Origin of the sequence: Micromonospora sp. KLBMP9576 (assembly GCF_050941805.1) — a bacterium.
Classification (GTDB): Bacteria; Actinomycetota; Actinomycetes; order Mycobacteriales; family Micromonosporaceae; genus Micromonospora.
Genome location: NZ_CP194567.1, coordinates 2,443,937 through 2,462,924, shown reverse-complemented (window position 1 = coordinate 2,462,924; position 18,988 = coordinate 2,443,937). Strand labels below are relative to the sequence as shown.

Annotated in this window: 16 protein-coding genes and 2 pseudogenes; 1 reads left to right on the top strand and 17 read right to left on the bottom strand. The window is 74.1% G+C overall.

Features of this window, described 5'->3' with window-relative positions:
- The first annotated feature begins 7 nt into the window (after positions 1-7).
- Positions 8-424: a DNA-binding protein gene (locus tag ACQ452_RS11045; protein WP_433392853.1), complete on the top strand. Its 417-nt coding sequence runs from the start codon at positions 8-10 to the stop codon at positions 422-424.
- 251 nt (positions 425-675) lie between these two features.
- On the opposite strand, the gene argH is transcribed toward ACQ452_RS11045, so the two are convergent.
- From argH to ACQ452_RS10960, 17 genes and pseudogenes are all read right to left on the bottom strand, one after another.
- Complete coding sequence (gene argH, locus ACQ452_RS11040; protein WP_433394093.1) at positions 676-2,139, bottom strand: argininosuccinate lyase; 1,464 nt, start codon at positions 2,137-2,139, stop codon at positions 676-678.
- A gap of 14 nt (positions 2,140-2,153) precedes the next feature.
- The gene (locus ACQ452_RS11035; protein WP_433392852.1) at positions 2,154-3,359 is read right to left on the bottom strand and encodes an argininosuccinate synthase; all 1,206 of its coding nucleotides are present in this window, start codon (positions 3,357-3,359) and stop codon (positions 2,154-2,156) included.
- Positions 3,356-3,871, bottom strand: coding sequence for an arginine repressor (locus tag ACQ452_RS11030; RefSeq protein ID WP_433392850.1), 516 nt, complete (start codon positions 3,869-3,871; stop codon positions 3,356-3,358). Before ACQ452_RS11030 ends, ACQ452_RS11035 begins: the two co-directional genes overlap by 4 nt.
- 122 nt (positions 3,872-3,993) lie before the next feature.
- A pseudogene (gene argF, locus ACQ452_RS11025) lies at positions 3,994-4,914 on the bottom strand (ornithine carbamoyltransferase); the annotation flags it as partial.
- Entirely contained in the window at positions 4,911-6,257 is a 1,347-nt protein-coding gene (locus ACQ452_RS11020; RefSeq protein WP_433392848.1) for an acetylornithine transaminase, read from the bottom strand. The pseudogene argF and the gene ACQ452_RS11020, both read right to left, overlap by 4 nt.
- Positions 6,254-7,204 (bottom strand): acetylglutamate kinase, encoded by a 951-nt coding sequence (gene argB / locus ACQ452_RS11015; RefSeq protein ID WP_433392846.1) that lies wholly within the window; start codon positions 7,202-7,204, stop codon positions 6,254-6,256. Before argB ends, ACQ452_RS11020 begins: the two co-directional genes overlap by 4 nt.
- Positions 7,201-8,373: a bifunctional glutamate N-acetyltransferase/amino-acid acetyltransferase ArgJ gene (gene argJ / locus ACQ452_RS11010; protein ID WP_433392844.1), complete on the bottom strand. Its 1,173-nt coding sequence runs from the start codon at positions 8,371-8,373 to the stop codon at positions 7,201-7,203. The genes argB and argJ overlap by 4 nt, the downstream gene beginning before the upstream one ends.
- A 55-nt stretch (positions 8,374-8,428) precedes the next feature.
- A complete protein-coding gene (gene argC, locus ACQ452_RS11005; RefSeq protein WP_433392842.1) occupies positions 8,429-9,430 on the bottom strand; it encodes an N-acetyl-gamma-glutamyl-phosphate reductase in 1,002 nt (333 codons plus the stop codon).
- A gap of 228 nt (positions 9,431-9,658) precedes the next feature.
- Entirely contained in the window at positions 9,659-10,024 is a 366-nt protein-coding gene (locus tag ACQ452_RS11000) for a hypothetical protein (protein WP_433392840.1), read from the bottom strand.
- 53 nt (positions 10,025-10,077) lie between these two features.
- Positions 10,078-10,227, bottom strand: a pseudogene (locus tag ACQ452_RS10995) (hypothetical protein); the annotation flags it as partial.
- A gap of 24 nt (positions 10,228-10,251) precedes the next feature.
- Positions 10,252-11,277 carry an NAD-dependent epimerase/dehydratase family protein gene (locus ACQ452_RS10990; protein WP_433392838.1) on the bottom strand — a complete coding sequence of 342 codons (1,026 nt, stop codon included), beginning with the start codon at positions 11,275-11,277 and terminating at the stop codon, positions 10,252-10,254.
- Positions 11,278-11,285: 8 nt separating this feature from the next.
- The gene (locus ACQ452_RS10985) at positions 11,286-12,068 is read right to left on the bottom strand and encodes a glycosyltransferase family 2 protein (protein ID WP_433392836.1); all 783 of its coding nucleotides are present in this window, start codon (positions 12,066-12,068) and stop codon (positions 11,286-11,288) included.
- 8 nt (positions 12,069-12,076) lie between these two features.
- On the bottom strand, positions 12,077-13,282 hold the full coding sequence (locus ACQ452_RS10980) for a nucleotide sugar dehydrogenase (RefSeq protein WP_433392835.1): 1,206 nt from the start codon (positions 13,280-13,282) through the stop codon (positions 12,077-12,079).
- A 444-nt stretch (positions 13,283-13,726) separates the two neighbouring features.
- On the bottom strand, positions 13,727-14,197 hold the full coding sequence (locus tag ACQ452_RS10975; protein ID WP_433392833.1) for a S26 family signal peptidase: 471 nt from the start codon (positions 14,195-14,197) through the stop codon (positions 13,727-13,729).
- Positions 14,198-14,199: 2 nt separating this feature from the next.
- Complete coding sequence (gene pheT / locus ACQ452_RS10970; RefSeq protein WP_433392831.1) at positions 14,200-16,779, bottom strand: phenylalanine--tRNA ligase subunit beta; 2,580 nt, start codon at positions 16,777-16,779, stop codon at positions 14,200-14,202.
- Positions 16,780-16,819: 40 nt separating this feature from the next.
- Positions 16,820-17,899, bottom strand: coding sequence for a phenylalanine--tRNA ligase subunit alpha (gene pheS / locus ACQ452_RS10965; protein ID WP_433392829.1), 1,080 nt, complete (start codon positions 17,897-17,899; stop codon positions 16,820-16,822).
- A gap of 215 nt (positions 17,900-18,114) precedes the next feature.
- Positions 18,115-18,960 carry a TrmH family RNA methyltransferase gene (locus ACQ452_RS10960; RefSeq protein ID WP_433392827.1) on the bottom strand — a complete coding sequence of 282 codons (846 nt, stop codon included), beginning with the start codon at positions 18,958-18,960 and terminating at the stop codon, positions 18,115-18,117.
- Between the last annotated feature and the right edge of the window lie 28 nt (positions 18,961-18,988).

Genomic DNA, 18,988 nt, shown 5'->3' with positions numbered 1-18,988 from the left:
TGGTGGCATGACCGACTCCTTCACCGCCCCCGACGCCGACGAGTCCCGGGCCCGCCGCACCTACGGCGCGCTGTACCGCATAGCCGAGCGGCACGCCGGCACCGAGGCACGACGCCGCCGGCACACCAACCCCTACCTGCCGGACGCCTACGAGGCGGTCGCGCTGGTCACCGCCCTCGCCGCCGGCGGGGCCGAGACCGAGCCCGGGGAGGACCCCGTCGACGACGCGGACCTGGTCGCGGCGCTCACCCTGATGCCGCACCTGCGCGCCGAGATCGACACGATGGAGGCGGGCCTGCTCACGCTGGCCCGCAACCGCGGGCTGACCTGGCAGCAGATCGCGTTCGGGCTCGGGCTCGGCAGCGCACAGGCCGCCAAGCAACGCTTCGAACGCCTCTGCACCCGCACCGCCGCCACCGACTGACACCGCGACGGATCAGACTGGGCACGGCCGCGGTGCGAGGAGGACGCGATGATGCGCTGGCGAAGCCCTGCCGTACCTCGGGCGCTTCGGCTGGAACAGCCTGCGCCTGGCCGGCGGCATCGCCGTGGAGGAGCTGACGGAGGCCGTCGACGCCTCGTACGACGCGGTGGTCGCCAAGCTGCCGAAGCGGGAACGCCCGACGGGCTGAGCCCCGCGCGGCACCGGCGGCGCCGCGCGGGGTAGCGGCGACCTCAGCGGGGCACGACGACCTCGGCGGCCCAGCCCCGCCAGCCGGCGAGCTGGTCGACGGCGGCGGCGAGCTGGTCGGCGACGGGTCCGGGGCCCGTCGAGCCGGGCGTGGTCCGGGCGGCGAGCGCCGAGCGGACCGAGAGCACGTCACGCACCGACGGGTCGAGGTGCTCGCTGACGGCCGACAGGTCGGCGTCGGAGACCTCGTCCAGCGCGCAGTCGCGGGCCACGCAGAGCGCCACCAACCGCCCGGTGATCTCGTGCGCGTCGCGGAACGGCACGTTGCGGCGCACCAGCCAGTCGGCCACCTCCGTCGCGAGGGAGTAGCCGACCGGCGCGGCGGCGACGAGACGGTCGACGCGTACCGTCATCGTGGAGATCATCCCCGCGAGCGCCGGCAGCAGCAGCTCCAGGGTGTCGACCGCGTCGAAGGCCGGTTCCTTGTCCTCCTGCATGTCCCGGTCGTACGTCATCGGCAGGCCCTTGAGCATGGTGAGCACGCTCATCAGCCCGCCGACGAGCCGGCCGGACTTGCCCCGGGCCAGCTCGGCGATGTCGGCGTTCTTCTTCTGCGGCATGATCGACGAGCCCGTCGCGAACCCGTCGTCCAGCTCCACCCAGCCGAACTCGTGCGACGTCCAGAGCACCACCTCCTCGCCCAGGCGGGACAGGTGCACCCCGATCAGCGCGGTGACGAAGAGGAACTCGGCGACGAAGTCCCGGTCGGCGACGGCGTCCATCGAGTTGGCGAAGGACGTGCGGAAGCCCAGCTCCTTCGCGACGGCCGCCGGATCCAGCGGCAGGCCGGAACCCGCCAGCGCGCCCGCGCCGAGCGGGCTGACGGCCGTGCGGTGGTCCCAGTCGCGCAGCCGTTCCAGGTCGCGCAGCAGCGGCTGCACGTGGGCCAGCAGCCAGTGCCCGAAGGTGACCGGCTGGGCGTGCTGCAGGTGCGTCATGCCCGGCGCGGCGGTCTCCACGTGCCGCTCGGCCTGCTCGACCAGCGCCTCGGCCAGCTCGACCAGCCGACCGGCCACGCCCCGGGCGTGGTCGCGCAGGTAGAGCCGCAGGTCGGTGGCGACCTGGTCGTTCCGCGACCGGCCGGCGCGCAGCTTGCCGCCGAGGCTGCCGAGGCGCTCCAGCAGGCCCCGCTCCAGGGCGGTGTGCACGTCCTCGTCGTCGATGGTCGGGCGGAACTGCCCGGAGGCGCAGGCCGCCTCCAGGTCGTCCAGGGCGGCGAGGATCCGGCCCAGTTCCTCCGGGTCGAGCAGGCCGGCCCCCGCGAGCACCCGGGCATGCGCCCGGGAACCCGCGATGTCGTACGGGGCCAGCCGCCAGTCGAACTGCACGCTCACCGACAGGCGGGCCAGGGCCTCGGCGGGGCCACCGGCGAACCGGCCACCCCACAGGCTGGTGCGGTTGGTGGCGGCGCTGTTCTCGGTCAGGCTCTTGTCGTCCACGCCACCCATTGTGGTCGCCATGCTCAGCACCCGCCCAGCCGGGCGTCGCGCGCGGCGGCCATCCTGCCGGGCAGGCCCCAGAGCTGCACGAAGCCCTTCGCCAGCGACTGGTCGAAGGTGTCGCCCGTGTCGTAGGTGGCCATGCCGAAGTCGTAGAGGCTGGCCTCGGAACGCCGCCCCGTGACGGTGGCCCGGCCGCCGTGCAGGGTCAGCCGCACCTCGCCGGTGACGTGCCGCTGCGCGTCGTCGATGAACGCGTCCAGCGAGCGCTTCAGCGGCGAGAACCAGAGGCCGTCGTAGACCAGCTCACCCCAGCGCTGGTCCACGCCACGCTTGAACCGGGCCAGGTCCCGTTCCACGGTCACCGCCTCCAGCTCCTGGTGGGCGGTGATCAGCGCGATCGCGCCGGGCGCCTCGTACACCTCGCGGCTCTTGATGCCGACGAGGCGGTCCTCGACCATGTCGAGCCGGCCGACGCCCTGGCCGCCCGCGCGCCGGTTGAGCTCCAGGATCGCCTGGTACGGGGTGACGGTCTCGCCGTCGATCGCGACCGGGACGCCGGCGTCGAAGGTGATCGTGACCTCGTCGGCGTCGCGCTCCTGCGCCGGGTCGGCGGTGTACGCGTACAGGTCCTCGACCGGGCCGTTCCAGATGTCCTCCAGGAAACCCGTCTCGACGGCGCGGCCCCACAGGTTCTGGTCGATGGAGTACGGCGACTTCGCCGACACGTCGATCGGCAGCCCCTTCTCCTCGGCGAAGGCGATGGCCTTGTCCCGGGTCCAGGCGAAGTCCCGGGCCGGCGCGACGATCCTCAGGTCGGGCGCGAGCGCGCCCAGCCCGACCTCGAAGCGGACCTGGTCGTTGCCCTTGCCGGTGCAGCCGTGCGACACGATGGTGCCGCCGTGCTTGCGGGCGGCGGCCACCAGGTGCTTGACGATCAGCGGCCGGGACAGCGCGGAGACCAGCGGATAGCGGTCCATGTAGAGCGCGTTGGCGCGGATCGCCGGCAGGCAGTAGTCGGCGGCGAACTCGTCGCGCGCGTCGACGACCTCCGACTCCACCGCGCCGCAGTCCAGGGCGCGCTGCCGGATGGCGTCGAGGTCCTCGCCGCCCTGCCCGACGTCGACCGCCACCGCGATGACCTCGGCGCCGGTCTCGTCGGCCAGGTACGGAATGGCCACGGAGGTGTCGAGCCCACCGGAGTAGGCCAGTACGACCCGCTCGGTCATGGTGTGGTGCTCCCTTCGACGTTCTCTCCCCGCCGGGCCCAGCCGGCGAGCTTGTCGCCGAGCGCGGCCCCGCCGGCGGCCTCGCGGGCCACGACGAGGATGGTGTCGTCCCCGGCGATGGTGCCGACGACCTCGGGCAGACCCGCCCGGTCCAACGCGCTGGCCAGGTACTGGGCCGCGCCCGGCGGCGTACGCAGCACGGCGATGTTGCCGCTGGCGTCGACGCCGTTGAGCAGTTCGTGCAGCAGCCGGACCAGCCGGGCCGGGGCCGCCTCGGCGTCGCGCAGCGGCCGGTGGCCGTCCTCGGGGATCAGGTAGACGGCCCGCCCGTCGCCGCCGCGCGCGGTGACGGCGCCCAACTCCTTGAGGTCCCGGGAGAGGGTGGCCTGGGTGACCTGGATGCCGTCGCCGGCGAGCAGGTCGGCCAGCTCGGTCTGGGAATGGATCGCCTCGGCGCGGATCAGCTCCACGATGCGGGCGTGGCGGGCGCCACGGGTCAGCGGGGCGCTCATCGGGCCTCCCCCGCCCCGATGCCGACCGTCGCCCCGGCCGGGCCGGCGGACGCGGCCTGCGGGCCGGTGGCCGGCGGGTCGGCGTAGGTGGCCTGCGGGTCGGCGGCGGGCGCGGCCTGCGGGGCGGCCCGCAGGAGGAACGTCAGCAGCGCCTTCTGGGCGTGCAGGCGGTTCTCCGCCTGGTCGAACACGACGCTCTGCGGGCCGTCGAGCACCTCGTCGGTGATCTCCTCGCCCCGGTGCGCGGGCAGGCAGTGCAGCACGACGGCGTCGGGCGCGGCGTGCCCGAGCAGCGCGGCGTTGACCTGGTAGGGCAGAAACGGGGTGATCCGGTCCAGCCCGTCGTCCTCCTGGCCCATCGACGTCCAGGTGTCCGTGGCGACCACGTGGGCGCCGGCCACCGCCGCGACGGGATCGGTAAGCACCCGCACCGAGCCCCCGGTGCCGGCGGCGATCTCCGCGGCCCGGGCGACGACCTGCGGGTCGGGACCGAACCCGGCCGGACCGGCGACCCGCACGTGCATCCCGGCGGTGGCACCGGCGAGCAGGTACGAGTGGGCGAGGTTGTTCGCCGCGTCACCGACGTAGGCCAGGATCCGCCCGGCGGTGCCGCCGCAGTGCTCGCGGACGGTGAGCAGGTCGGCCAGGAGCTGGCACGGGTGGAAGCCGTCGGTGAGCGCGTTGACCACCGGCACGGTGGCGCCCTCGGCGACCTCCGCGATCCGGTCGTCGCCGTGGGTACGCAGCACGATCGCCGCGACGTAGCGGGACAGCACCCGGCCGGCGTCGGCGAGGGTCTCGCCCCGCCCGAAGTGCGTCACGTGGGTGTCCACCACGAGGGGGTGCCCGCCCAGCTCGGCGATGCCGGTATCGAACGAGAACCGGGTACGCAGGCTCTGCTTGTCGAACAGCACCGCCACCGACCGCGGCCCGGCCAGCGGCCGGTGACCGAAGCGGTCGGCCTTCATCCGCGCCGCCAGGTCCAGCACGGCCGACTGCTCGGCGGGGGTCAGGTCGTCGTCCCGCAGGAAGTGCCGGATCATGCGCTCGTCTCCGTCGTACTCGCCGCCGGGCGTGGCGTCGTGGTCGTGGTCGACGCGGGCGACGCGGCGGGCGCAGGCAGCGCGGCGGGCGTCGAGATCTTGGTGGTTTCCGGCCCCCCTGGGAGCCGATTCGCGCCAAGATCCACGGCGGTGGCGGGGGCAGTTGTGGGGGTGATCGGGGACGCCGCGTCCAGGGCGGCCGGGAGGGCGGCGAGGAAGGCGTCGACCTGGTCGGCGGTGAGGATCAGCGGCGGCGCGAGGCGTACCACGCCGGCCTGCACCGGGTTGACCAGGAAGCCGGCCTGGAGCAGCGCCCCGGTGAGCGCCCTCGCCACGGGCGCGGTGAGCACGACGCCGAGCAGCAGGCCCGCGCCGCGTACGCCCTCGATGAGTGGATGGCCGAGCGCCTCGACGCCCCGGCGCAGCCGCTCGCCGACCCGCTGGACGTGGTCGAGCAGCCCCTCGCTGGCGATGGTCGACACCACCGCGAGGGCGGCGGCGCAGCTCACCGGGTTGCCGCCGAAGGTGGTGCCGTGCGAGCCGGGGGCGAGCAGGTCGGCGGCCCGGCCGAAGGCCAGGCACGCGCCGATGGGCAGCCCCCCGCCGAGCCCCTTGGCCAGGGTCACCACGTCGGGCTCGACCCCCTCGGCCTGGTGCGCGAACCAGTGCCCGGTACGCCCGACGCCGGTCTGCACCTCATCGAGCACCAGCAGCGCGCCGTGCCGGGCGGTGATCCGACGCGCGGCGGCCAGGTAGCCGACCGGCGGCACCACCACGCCGTTCTCCCCCTGCACCGGCTCCAGGATCACCATGGCGGTGGCGTCGGTGACCGCCGCCGCCAGCGCCGCGGCGTCGCCGTACTCGACGTGGGTCACCTCGCCGGGCAGCGGACGGAACGGGTCGGCCTTCGCCGGCTGACCGGTGAGGGCGAGCGCGCCCATGGTCCGCCCGTGGAACCCACCCCGGGTGGCGACCACGTGCGAGCGGCCGGTGAGCCGGGACAGCTTGAACGCCGCCTCGTTGGCCTCCGCGCCGGAGTTGGCGAAGAAGACCCGCCCGGGCCGCCCCACCAGGGCCAGCAGCAGCTCGGCGAGCGCCACCGGCGGCTCGGCGACGTAGAGGTTGGAGACGTGCCCGAGGGTCGCGACCTGCTTCGACACGGCGGACACCACGGCCGGATGGGCATGACCGAGGGAGTTGACCGCGATCCCGCCGACGAGGTCGACGTACTCCCGGCCGGCGTCGTCGACCACGACGGCGCCGGAGCCGGAGACGAGGGCCAGCGGCGGCGTGCCGTAGTTGTCCATCATGGACTGCGACCAGCGCTCGACGAGCGTGCTCATGACGCGACAGCACCTTCCTCGTTCACGACTGCGGGGCCTGGTCGCTCCGCTCCCGCACTCCTCGCGCTCACGACCATCGTTCCGAATCCTTCCGAGGTGAAGACCTCCAGCAGCGTGGAGTGGGCGACCCTGCCGTCCACGACGTGCGCGGCGGGCACCCCCTGCCGCACGGCCCGCAGGCAGGCTTCCATCTTGGGCACCATGCCGCTGGACAGCGAGGGCAGCAGCGCCGCCAACTCGTCGGTGGTGATCTCGCTGATCAGGCTGGAGGTGTCCGGCCAGTCGGCGTAGAGGCCCGGCACGTCCGTGAGCACGACCAGCTTGCGGGCCTCGAGGGCGACGGCCAGCGCGGCGGCGGCGGTGTCGGCGTTCAGGTTGTGCAGCACGCCGTCGGCGTCAGGCGCCACGGTGGAGATCACCGGGATCCGGCCGGCCCCGATCAGGTCGGTGACCGCCGAGACGTCGACGGACTCCACGTCGCCGACCTGCCCGACGTCGACCGGCTGCCCGTCCACGTACGCGGGACGCCGCACGGCGGTGAAGAGGCCGCCGTCCTCGCCGGAGAGGCCCACCGCGAACGGGCCGTGGGCGTTGACGAGGCCGACCAGTTCCCGGCCCACCTGCCCGACCAGGACCATCCGGACCACGTCCATCGCCTCCGGCGTGGTGACCCGCAGCCCGCCCCGGAACTCGCTGGCGATGCCCAGCCGCCCGAGCATCGCGGAGATCTGCGGGCCGCCCCCGTGCACCACGACCGGCCGCAGGCCGGCGTAGCGCAGGAAGACCATGTCGGCGGCGAAGGCCCGCCGCAGCTCGGGATCGACCATGGCGTTGCCGCCGTACTTGACCACGACGGTGGAGCCGGAGAAGCGGGCCAGCCAGGGCAGCGCCTCGATCAGCGTGGCCGCCTTGACCTGGGCGCCGGCGAGGTCGGTGGAGAGGCTCATGTCGAGTAGGCCGAGTTCTCGTGCACGTACGCGTGGGACAGGTCGTTGGTCCAGATGGTGGCCTCGGCGGCGCCGGCGTGCAGGTGGATCCGGATGGTGACGTCCCGCCCGGCCAGGTCGACCTTCGCGCGGTCCTCGGCGGCGGCACCGCCGCGGCACACCCAGACGCCGTTGACCGCGACGTCGATCCCGTCGGGCTCGAACGCGGCGGCCGTGGTGCCGACGGCGGCGAGGATCCGGCCCCAGTTCGGGTCGTTGCCGAACAACGCGGTCTTGACCAGGTTGTTGCGGGCCACGGCCCGCCCCACCTCGACGGCGTCGCCCTCGCTCGCCGCGCCCACCACGTCGATGGTGATCTGCTTCGTGGCGCCCTCGGCGTCGGCGACGAGCTGCTGGGCCAGGTCGTGGGCGGCGGCGGTGACCGCCGCCGCCAGCTCGGCCGGGGTCGGCGAGACGCCGCTCGCGCCGCTGGCCAGCAGCAGCACCGTGTCGTTGGTCGACAGGCAGCCGTCGGAGTCGATCCGGTCGAAGGTGACCCGGCACGCCTCACGCAGCGCGGTGTCGAGGGCCTCGGGACCGGCCACCGCGTCGGTGGTGAGCACACAGAGCATGGTGGCCATCGCCGGGGCGAGCATGCCGGCGCCCTTGGCCATGCCGCCGACGGTCCAGCCGCTGCCCCGGACCACGGTGGTCTTGGGCCGGGTGTCCGTGGTCATGATGGCCTCGGCGGCCGCCCGGCCGCCGTCGCGGGCCAGCCGGCGGATCGCCGCGCGTACGCCGGGGAGCAGCTTCTGCATCGGCAGCCGCTCGCCGATCAGGCCGGTCGAGCAGACCGCCACGTCGACGGCGCCGAGCATCAGCCGGGGACTGGCCGCGCTGAGCGCCGCGGCGGTGTGCTCGGCGGTGGCGTGGGTGTCCTGGAAGCCGGCCGGTCCCGTGCAGGCGTTGGCCCCACCGGAGTTGAGCACCACGGCGCGGGCGACGCCACCGCGTACCACCTGCTGGGTCCAACGCACCGGCGCGGCCTTGACCCGGTTGGCGGTGAACACGCCGGCGACACCGGCGTCCGGGCCGTCGTTGACGACCAGCGCGACGTCGCTCGCGCCGCTGCTCTTGAGCCCGGCGGCCACCCCGGCCGCCCGGAACCCCCGCGGGGTCGTGACGGTCACGCTTCGGTCCCTTCGTTCGTGACTGCGGGGCCGCGTCGCGGCGCGCTGCGCGCGTTCACGGAGCGATTCCCCAGATCGACAGGCCCGTCGTCTCCGGCAGGCCGCACATGAGGTTGGCGTTCTGCACGGCCTGGCCGGCGGCGCCCTTGCCGAGGTTGTCCAGCGCGCTCAGCACGATCATCCGGCGGGAGTCGACATCGACGCTGGCCTGTAGGTGACACGAGTTGGAGCCGAGGGTGGCGGCGGTGTGCGGCCAGGCACCCTCGGGCAGGACGTGCACGAAGGGCGTGTGGGCGTACGCCTCCGCGAGCACCGCCCGAGGGTCGACGCCCCGGGCCGGCACGGCGGTCACGGTGGCGAGGATCCCCCGGGGCATCGGCGCGAGGAGCGGGGTCAGCGACAGCCCGGTCGCGCCGGTGGCCTGCTTGATCTCCGGGACATGCTGGTGGGTGCCCACCCGGTAGGGCGACAGGTCGCCCATCACCTCGCTGCCGAGCAGGTGCGGCTTGGCCGCCTTGCCGGCGCCGGACGTTCCGGAGGCGGCGACGACCACCACGTCCGCCGGGGAGGCGGCGCCGGCGGCGATCAGCGGGGCGAGGGCCAGGATGATCGCGGCGGCGTAACAGCCGGTGTTCGCCACCCGGGTGGCACCGGCGATCAGCTCCCGCTGGCCGGGCAGCTCGGGCAGGCCGTAGGTCCACGGCCCGGCGTGCGTTCCGCCGTAGTAGTTGGCCCAGGCGTACGGGTCGGCGAGGCGGTGGTCGGCACCCAGGTCGACGACGCGGACCTCGGGCGGAAGCTGGGCCGCCAGGGCCGCCGACTGACCGTGCGGCAGGGCCAGGAAGACGAGGTCCGCGTCGGCCAGCGTCGCGGCGTCGGTCGCGCCGAGGACCATGTCCAGGCCGGCCAACTGCGGGTGTACGACGTCGAGCCGGTGCCCGGCCTGGCTGTGCGCGGTGGCGGCGACCAGGTCGAACTCCGGATGCCCCGCGACCAGGCGGATCAGCTCGCCCCCGGCGTAGCCGCTCGCCCCGGCGACCGCGACTCGGATACCCATTCCCACCTCCGCATGACTATGCAGCCAAGGCTAGCAAGACGAGATCCCTTACTGCAAGTTCATGCAGTGCCCTGCATGAGAATGAACTCGCCGCCGACGTGCCACGCGAGCGCGCCCGCACTTCTCTGGGGGTCGTCGGCCAAATTGCACGTCTTGCCCGTTGAGGGCGATTTGGCGTGCGCCACATGCGGCGCGCTGGACTCGCTGGCTGGCCTGTGCCGGACCAGCTCAGCCCGCCTCCGGCGCGCCGCGACGGAGGCCGTCGAACAGGATCGCGGTGATCTGCTGAGCCTCCTGTTGCCAGCCGTCGGTGGCGCGCATCTCGCAGATGCCACCCATCGCGCGCAGCAGCATACGCCCGGTGACGTCGCTGCGGACGGTGGTCGCCGCCACGCCGGCGGCGAGCAGTAGGTCGAGAGACTGCGCCATCCTCGTGCGGGCGTCGTCGAAGACCGGCGAGTCGGTCATCATGATGCTCTCCAGCGCTTCGGCCATGCCTTTCCCGATGGCAGCGTGGTCGACCAGTAACAACAGGAAGCGGCGCAGGGCATCGTCCGGGGCGTGCTCGTTGAGAAGCTCGGCCGCGCGGCGCACAACTCGTCGACCTCTTGACGGTAGACCGCCTCGATGAGGGCTTCCCGTGTGTCGAAGTGCCGGTAGAGCGTGCCGACCGAGACACCGGCCGCCGGACCGGGGTGATGCCACCCGGCCGGTCGCCGCCGGGGTGCGATCCGTCCCCGTGGTGGTCGACGACTGCCACGTGATCGCGCCCGGCCGGGTACGCGCCGGGCGTGCACGGGACACGGGCGTGCACGGGTGGGTCAGAGGCGGCCTTCGTGGACCGCCCGCGTCACCCACGGAATCACCTCGTCGAGCATCTCGTCGAGGGACGTGGTGGCCGTGAAGCCCAGCACCTCGCGGGACCGGGTCACGTCCGGTACCCGCTTCTGCACGTCGTAGCGGAAAGGCTCGTCGGAGACGTGGCGGAAGGGCACGTCCGGGCCCTTGATCTTGCGCCAGATCAGCTCGGCCAGCTCCAGTACGGTGGTCGACTCGGCCGTGGAGAGGTTGAAGTCCTCGTTGCGTGCCGCCGGGTGCTCGATGGCCGTGGCGATGCCCCGGGCCAGGTCGCCGCCGTAGGTGTAGTGGCGGACCTGGTTTCCCTCGCCGAGGATGCGCAGCGGGTCCTGCCCCTTGACGATCTTCTGCACCAGGTCGGGCACGACGTGCGACATGGCCAGCTTGACGTCGCCGGAGAGCACCTCGGCCTGGCCCAGCGCGCGCCCCTCCCCCACGCCGACGCAGTTGAACGGCCGCACGATCGTGTACGGGAGCTGGTACTGCTCCCAGGCCGCGCGGGCGTAGTACTCCACGGCGAGCTTCTGGAACCCGTACGACGACAGCGGCGGGGGGATCCGGCGCTCGTCGCCCTCCCGGCTCGGCCAGTGCCCGGTGGACTCGAAGACCATCGACGAGGAGAGGTAGGTGACCTTGGCCAGCCGGCCGTCGCGGTGGGCGCGGATCGCCGCGTCGCAGGTGGCCGCCATGATCCGCTCGTTGGTGGCGAGCAGGTCGTAGGCGTACGCGTGGAAGTAGGAGATACCGCCGATCATCGCCGCACCGGCGACCAGGTGCTCGCAGCCGTCCAGCAGCCCCGTGAGCAGGTCCACGTCCCGGGCGTCGCCCTCGACGAAACGGAACCGGGGATGCGCGTCGTAGCTGTGGGTGACGGGGCCGTACTTGGAGAAGTCGTCGACCCCGACGACCTCGTGCCCCCGGCCCAACAGCTCCGCGACGAGGTAGCCGCCGATGAAGCCGGCCGAGCCAGTAACCAGGATCTTCGCCACGTGCGCTCCTATGCCGTCTTCTCGAACTCGGTGCTGTCCTGTGGGGCATGCCGGGCGGGCACGGCGCCGGCCGCGGCGGCACGCCCGGCCAGTTTCTCCCGGCTCAGCCGTCGACCGTAGGCGAAGAGGTACCAGCGCAGGTACCCCGGCAGGAAGCGCCCCAGGTCGAAGTGGGACTCCCCCAGCGGCCGGTCCAGCCAGATGGTGGGGATCTCGGCCACCGGCAACCGCAGCCGGGTCGCCTTGGCGGTCAACTCCAGCCCGATCTCGAAGCCGGTGCGCGACTCGATCCCCACCGCGCGCACGAACGCGGTGTCGTACGCCTTGAAGCTGTTGGTGGCGTCCCGGGTGCCGACCCGGGCGAACGTGTAGAGGCTGCGGCCCGCCCAGCGCGACATCGCCCGCTTCAGCCGGGGCCCGCCGACCTGCTGGCCGCCCGGCATGTAGCGCGACGCGGCGGCGACCACGACCCCCCGGTCGACCAGCCGGGCCAGTTCGTCGATCTGGCGGGGGTCGTCACAGCCGTCGGCCATGGTCACCACCACCACCGGGGCGCGCGCCGCGTCGATGCCGAACCGGATCGCGTTGGCCGGGCCACGACCGTAGGTGTTGTGCACCGCCCGCACCCGCTGGTCCGTGCGGGCGACCTCCTGGACGTACGGCACGGTGGTGTCCTCGGGCATGTCGTGCACGATCAGCACCTCGGCGGGGAGCAGCATCTCCCGCAGCATGCGCTCCAGGCAGCGCACGATCGCCTCGCCCTCGTCGTAGACGGGAACGATCACCGACACCCGGGGCCTCACACCCGCACCCCCCGCCCGGTCAGGCCCCACATGTCGATCAGCGGCTGGTCGGTCTCCAGGCGGGCGTACTGCTCGTGCGGCGCGGCGATGACCAGCAGGTCGGCCCGGCGCAGCACCTCGGCCAGGTCGACGAACCGTTCGTCGGCCACGTAGGGGTCCGTGCAGAGCGTCTCGCGGGTCTTCAACGCCAGGATCTTGCGCAGCTTGTACGCCAGGCTCTCCCGGGGGTCGTCACTGCCGCCCTTGAAGGCCATGCCGAGGATGCCCACGGTCAACCCGGACAGGTCGAAGCGTTCCTCCAGGCGGGACACCAGGTAGAGCGGCAGCCCCTCGTTGATCAGCATGGCGGAGTGCCCGAGCACGAAGTTGTTCCGGTTGAACGCGGCCAGCTGCATGGTGTCCTTGAACAGGCACGGCCCGGCCGCGAACCCGGGCATCGGCAGGTCCGCCGCGCGCGGGTAGTCGTACGCCACGGCGTGCCTGATGCGCGCGAAGTCCAGCCCGAAGTCGTTGGCCATCATCCAGAACTGGTTGGCGGTGGCGAACTTGATGTAGCGCCACGTGTTGGTGAACAGCTTCGCCAGCTCGGCCTCCTCCGGCTCCAGCGGCACGATCTGCTCGGTGAGGTGCCGGAACAGCTTCTCGGCGCGGGCCAGCGCCCCCGGCGTACGGGCCGCGACGATCTGCGGCAGGGTGAACAGCTCCGTCATCGCCCGCCCCTCGGCGATGCGCTCCGGGCAGAACGCCACGTCGGCGCGGATGCCCCTGCCGGCGAGCAGTTTCTCGGTCAGCGCGGTGACTCCGGGATAGACGGTGCTGCGCAACACGACGAGCTGCCCGTCGCGCAGGTGCTCGGCACAGCGCTCCAGGGCCCGGGGCACCGCGCCCAGGTCCGGGTTGAGGTGCTCGTCGACCGGGGTGCCGACCACCACGACGAGGTGTTCGGCGGCCCCGACGCTGGCCGGGTCGGTGGTGGCGCGCAGCCGGCCGGTGGCGACGGCCTCCGCGAGCACGTCGGCCGCGCCGGGTTCGGCGAAGGGCAGGGTGGCCGCGTTGACCGTGGCGACCGCGTCGGCGTTGATGTCGTACAGCACCACGGAGAGGCCGCGCGAGGCGAAGGCGATGCCCAGCGGCAGCCCCACCCGGCCGCAGCCACCCACGATGCAGACATCCACGGCGTTCAACGGCGGATCCTCGGACATGACTGGACTCCCGTGGGGGTGGCGGGGTGTGACTCCGGCTACATTCGGAATCAAAGCAGGTTAGCCCCCCGATGTGACCCACGGGTAGCAAAAGTTCTCGGAGCCGCCGACCTTTCGCCGCCGCATCCCGACCGATCGCTCCACTTACCCCCTGCCGCATCGACTGACATAATTGCCGCGCGGTGGCACGGGCCGGGCGACCGGCCCACGGGGGCACAACGGAGGTTGTGTTGGAACTCAGGTTCCAGATACTCGGTCCGGTCCGGGTCTGCCGCGACGGCGGGCCGCTGCGCCTGCCCCCGGGGCGGCCCACCGCCATGCTGGCCACCCTGCTGCTGCACGCCGACGCCGCGGTGCCCATCGAGCGGCTGCGCGAGGAACTGTGGGCCCGGCGTGCCGCACGGCCACCGCCGGGCGGCACGCGTGCCGGTCCGGGCGGGACGGTCAGTCGGTGCGCGGCCGGGGGCGGACGAGCACGCCGAGCACATCGGACTCGGGGATGTAGCCGCACTCGCGGGAGTCGTAGCTGAACGACGGGTTGTCGCCGAGCACCACCAACTGCCCGGGTGGCACGAGCCGCTCGGGCCGCTGCCGCAGCAGCGGCACCCGGTCGACCGGCACCGGCTCGCCCGGCACCGCGTACGCCCGCTTGATCAGCAGGCCCGGGCCGGTGTCGCCCGGCCGGGTGGGGCGCCCGGCGGTCATCGCCGCCGGGGCCGCCACCACGACCACGTCACCGGGGCGGACCCGGGCCAGCGGCACCCGCCGGGCCAACACCCGGTCACCCGCGCGCAGCGTCGGCTCCATGCTGCGGCCCACCACGGAGACCAGCAGCAGGCGCCGGCGGGCCCAGAGCAGGCCGGCGGCGGCCGACGCGAGCACGCCGGCCACCACCACCCAGCCGAGCGGCGACACCGTCAGGCGCCGCGCAGCGCGGCGCCGACACGTTCCGCGGCGCGGGCCACCGCCGCGTCCCGGGCGGCCACCGCCTCCTCCACCGTCAGCGTCCGGTCCGGGGCCCGGAACGTGAGCTTGTACGCCAGCGACTTGCGGCCCGCCCCGAGCTGCTCCGAGGCGTACACGTCGAACAGGCGCGCCCCCTCCAGCAGCGGGCCGGCGCCCTCGACGAGGGCCTGGCGCACCTGCGCCGCCGGCACCGAGGAGTCCACCACCAGCGCCACGTCGATCAGCGCCGGAGGGAAGCCGGAGACGACCGGCGCGGACGCCACCGGTACGGCCGGCAACGCGTCCAGGTCGAGTTCCATGGCGCTGGTGCGCCGGGGCAGCTCCAGCGCCGCCAGCACCGCCGGGTGCAGCTCGCCGGCGTGCCCGACCACCACGCCGTCGACCAGCAGCTCGGCGCAGCGGCCGGGGTGCCAGGGCGCCTGCGCGGCGGCCCGGACCTCGACGCGCTGGGCGGGAATCTCCGCCGCGGCCAGCACGTCCCGGCCGGCCTGCACGGCGTCCGCCCAGCCCGCCGGGCGGCCCGCGCCCCACCAGCCGGCCGGCTCGATGTCGCCGGTCAGCACCACGGCGACGTGCCGGGGCTGGTCGGGCACCACCGCGTCGGCGGCGGCGAACTCCTCGTCGGTCGGTCGCCGGTCCACGCCCATCGCCGGCGGGCGGCCGGCGTCGGGACGCGGGTGGAACACCGCGCCGATCTCGTACAGGGCGAGGTCGCGCTGGCCCCGGCCCAGGTTGCGCTTCACGATGCCGAGCAGCGGGCCGAGCAGCGTGGTGCGCAGCAGCGGCTCCTCCTCCGACAGCGGGTTCGCCAGCCGTACCGCCCGCCGGCGCGGGTCGTCGGCGGGCAGGCCGAGCTGGTCGGCCAGCCCGGGGGCGACGAACGGGTGCGCCAGCACCTCCACGTACCCGCGCTCGGCGAGCGACCGGGCCACGGCCCGGCGGCGGCGCTGCTGCCAGGTCAGGCCGCGGCCGGCAGGCGCGGTCGGCAGCACCGACGGCACCCGGTCGTACCCGTCGAGGCGGACCACCTCCTCGACCAGGTCGGCCGGGTCGTTCAGGTCGGGCCGCCAGGTCGGCGGGGTGACGCTGAGCGCGCCGCCGGTGCCCGCGGCCACCGCGGCCTCGCCCGGGTCCTCGGCCAGCCGGTCGGCGCCCCGGGCGACCACGCAGCCCACCTGCTCCAGCAGGGCCACCACCCGCGCCGGCGGGTAGTCGACCCCGATCCGGCGGGTCGGCAGGTCGGCCGGCAGGACGATCGGGGTACGCGGCCGGACGTGGTCGACGTCGAGGATCTCGTCGCCGGCCGCGCCGCCGGCGTGCTCGGTGAGCAGCCGCACCGCCCGCGCGATGGCCACCAGCGGCAGGGCCGGGTCGACGCCCCGCTCCCACCGCTTCGCCGCCTCGCTGAACAGCTTGTGCCGGCGGGCGGTGCGCCCGACCATCACCGGGTCCCAGTGGGCGGCCTCGAAGAGCACGTTCGTCGTCGCCTCGACGACCTCGCTGGTCTCGCCACCCATCACCGCGGCCAGCGAGATCGGGACGCCGGCACCCTCGCCCGCGAGGGGGTTCGGAAGCCCGGTGTCGCAGATCACCATGTCCTCGGGCGCGAGGGCGCGGCTGACCCCGTCCAGGGTGGTGAGCTTCTCCCCCTCCTCGGCCCGGCGGACCACCAGCGGCCCGACGATCCGGTCGGCGTCGAAGGCGTGCATCGGCTGGCCGAGCTCGAGCATCACGTAGTTGGTGATGTCGACCGGCAGCGAGATGCTGCGGACACCGGCGACCGTGAGCCGCCGCCGCATCCAGTCCGGGGTCCGCGCCGCCGGGTCGACGCCGCGCACGAGGCGGGCGGCGAACCGGTCGCAGCCGACCGTGTCGCGCACCTCGACCGGGTACGCCGGGGTGTCGGTGCCGCCGGGCGCGGGCGCCAGGCCCGGGTCGCGCCACGGCACCCCGAGGGCGTGCGACAGCTCCCGGGCCAGGCCGCGCACGCTCATCGCGTACCCCCGGTCGGGGGTGATCTCCAGCTCGACCACGACGTCGTCGAGCCCGACGACGGGCCGCGCGTCGTCGCCCGGCGCGGCCGGCGTGCCCTCGGGCAGCACGATGATGCCCGAGTGGTCGTCGCCCAGGCCCAGCTCCATGGCCGAGCAGATCATGCCGTGGGAGTTGCGCCCGTACGTCTTGCGCGCGCCGATGGCGAAGCCGCCGGGCAGCACGCCGCCGGGCAGGATCACCACGACCCGGTCGCCGACGGCGAAGTTGCGCGCCCCGCAGACGATCTCCTGCGGCTCGCCGGTGCCGTTGGCGGCCCCGACGTCGACCCGGCAGAACCGGATCGGCTTCTTGAAGCCGGTCAGCTCCTCGATCTCGCGGACCTCACCGACCACGAGCGGGCCGGTGACGCTCGCCCGCAGGTCCACCACGGAGTCGACCTCGACGCCCAGGTCGACCAGGGCCCGCTCCAGGTCGGCGGTGGGCAGGTCGGCGGGGAGATCGACGTACTCGCGCAACCAACTGACAGAAACTCGCATGACTTCAGACCACCGTCTCCGTGACTCGTACCCGCATCGCCTACGCCCCGACCCCGAACGCGCGGGTGAACCGCGCGTCGCCCTCGGCCATGTCCCGCATGTCGCTGACGCCGTGCCGGAACATCACCGTCCGGTCGATGCCCATGCCGAACGCGAATCCGGAGTAGACCTCCGGGTCGATGCCGCAGGCGCGCAGCACCCGCGGGTTGACCATCCCGCAGCCGCCCCACTCGACCCAGCGCGGGCCGTCGCGGTGCTCCGGGAACCAGACGTCGAACTCGGCGGACGGCTCGGTGAACGGGAAGTAGTGCGGCCGGAAGCGGGTCCGCGCGCCCTCGCCGAACATGGCCCGGGCGAAGTGGTCCAGGGTGCCGCGCAGGTGCGCCATGGTGATGCCCCGGTCCACCACGAGGCCCTCCACCTGGTGGAAGACCGGCGCGTGGGTGGCGTCCAGCTCGTCGGTGCGGTAGACCCGGCCGGGCACGATCACGTAGATCGGCGGCTTGCGGGTCAGCATGGTGCGCGCCTGCACCGGCGAGGTGTGGGTGCGCAGCACGAGACCCGAACCCCCCGGATCGCCGGCGGGGGCGACGTGGAAGGTGTCCATCAGCCCGCGCGCCGGGTGGTCGACGGGGATGTTCAGGGCGTCGAAGTTGGTCCACTCCAGCTCGACCTCGGGCCCCTCGGCCACGTCGTAACCCATGCCGACGAAGAGATCGCTGACCTGCTCCATGAGGGTGCTGATCGGGTGCCGGGCGCCCCGGGGACGCCGGTCGTGGGGCAGCGTCACGTCGACGCGCTCCTGCACCAGCACCCGCTGCGCCTGCTCCCGGTCCAGGACCTCCTGCCGGGCGGCGTACGCGGCCTCGACGGCGCGGCGGGCCTCGTTGACCCGCTTGCCGGCCTCGGACTTGGCGGCCGGCGGCAGCGCGCCGATCTCACGGCGGGCCAGCGAGATCGGGGACCGGTCCCCGAGGTGCGCCGGGCGCAGCCCGGTCAACACGTCGGGGTCGGCCGCCTCGGCGAACGCCTTCTCGGCGGCGGCGACGGCCTCGGCCAGTGCGGCCGGGTCGAGCAGGGCGACCTGCTTCGGATCGTACGGATCGTTGCGGTAGCTCATGACGTACGGGCACTCCCTCACGGCGGCGCCGGCCCGCACCCGGGCGGCGAAGCGAGTCTACGGACGTGCGGCTGCGCCGCGGCCCGCCGGTGGGAGTTGTGCGGAGAGCAGGTCAGGCCCGCCGCCCGCCGACACCGGCGGGCTGGCTAAACGAACGCCGTGGCGCGTTCATGGGCGGACAGGCTCCCCTGCGGTCAGTGCCTCAGCCGGCCGGGTCAACCCCGCCGCTGTGCCTTCGCCGAAGCGTACAGGCAGACGGCGGCGGCCGCAGCCAGGTTCAGGCTCTCGGCGGGCCCGTGCAGGGGCACCCGGACCCGGGCGTCGGCGGCGGCGGTGAGCTCCGCTGGCAGGCCGTGCGCCTCCGAGCCGAAGAGCCACGCGGTGGGGGCGGCGAGCCGGCCGGCGTCGGCCAGGTCGTCGAGGTCCTCCTCGCCGTGGCCGGTGGTGGCGTACACGGTCAGCCCGGCGGCGCGCAGCGCGTCGACGACGGCCACCGGGTCGGGCGCGCGGACCACGTCGACGTGGAAGAGGCTGCCGGCCGACGCCCGCACGCACTTGCCGTTGTACGGGTCGACGGCCGCACCGGCGAAGACCACCGCGCCGGCCCCGGCGGCGTCGGCGGTGCGCAGCACGGTGCCGGCGTTGCCCGGGTCGCGGATCTCCGCGAGCACGGCCACCAGTCGGGGGCCACCGGACAGGGCCCCTTCCAGTGGCACGTCGAGGTGCCGGCAGACGGCGACGAGGCCCTGCGGTGCGACGGTCTCGGCCAGCGCGGCGAGCGCCTCGTCGGTGGCCTCCGACACGGGCACGTCGGCGGCGGCCGCGCGGGCGGCCAACTCCGGGTGCCGGTCCAGGGCGGCGGGCGTACCGAAGAGTTCGGTGACCACGCCCGGGCGGGCCAGGGCCTCGCGGACCGCCTGCGGCCCCTCGGCCAGGAAACGGCCGGCGGCCTCGCGGTCCCGGCGGCGCTGCAACCGGCGGGCGGCGACCACCCTGGGCGTACGCGGGGTGAACGGGCCGGAGACGGCGTCGAGGCGTCTCCCGCGCGATGATGACTGCATGGGAGACGCCTCGATCTGCTGGTGCGCG

Bases quoted from the DNA above. Each gene is read 5' to 3' on its own strand.
- ACQ452_RS11045 (WP_433392853.1), top strand. From the start codon at position 8: ATGACCGACTCCTTCACCGCCCCCGACGCCGACGAGTCCCGGGCCCGC.
- argH (WP_433394093.1), bottom strand. From the start codon at position 2,139: ATGGGTGGCGTGGACGACAAGAGCCTGACCGAGAACAGCGCCGCCACC.
- ACQ452_RS11035 (WP_433392852.1), bottom strand. From the start codon at position 3,359: ATGACCGAGCGGGTCGTACTGGCCTACTCCGGTGGGCTCGACACCTCC.
- ACQ452_RS11030 (WP_433392850.1), bottom strand. From the start codon at position 3,871: ATGAGCGCCCCGCTGACCCGTGGCGCCCGCCACGCCCGCATCGTGGAG.
- ACQ452_RS11020 (WP_433392848.1), bottom strand. From the start codon at position 6,257: ATGAGCACGCTCGTCGAGCGCTGGTCGCAGTCCATGATGGACAACTAC.
- argB (WP_433392846.1), bottom strand. From the start codon at position 7,204: ATGAGCCTCTCCACCGACCTCGCCGGCGCCCAGGTCAAGGCGGCCACG.
- argC (WP_433392842.1), bottom strand. From the start codon at position 9,430: ATGGGTATCCGAGTCGCGGTCGCCGGGGCGAGCGGCTACGCCGGGGGC.
- ACQ452_RS10980 (WP_433392835.1), bottom strand. From the start codon at position 13,282: ATGTCCGAGGATCCGCCGTTGAACGCCGTGGATGTCTGCATCGTGGGT.
- pheT (WP_433392831.1), bottom strand. From the start codon at position 16,779: ATGCGAGTTTCTGTCAGTTGGTTGCGCGAGTACGTCGATCTCCCCGCC.
- pheS (WP_433392829.1), bottom strand. From the start codon at position 17,899: ATGAGCTACCGCAACGATCCGTACGATCCGAAGCAGGTCGCCCTGCTC.
- ACQ452_RS10960 (WP_433392827.1), bottom strand. From the start codon at position 18,960: ATGCAGTCATCATCGCGCGGGAGACGCCTCGACGCCGTCTCCGGCCCG.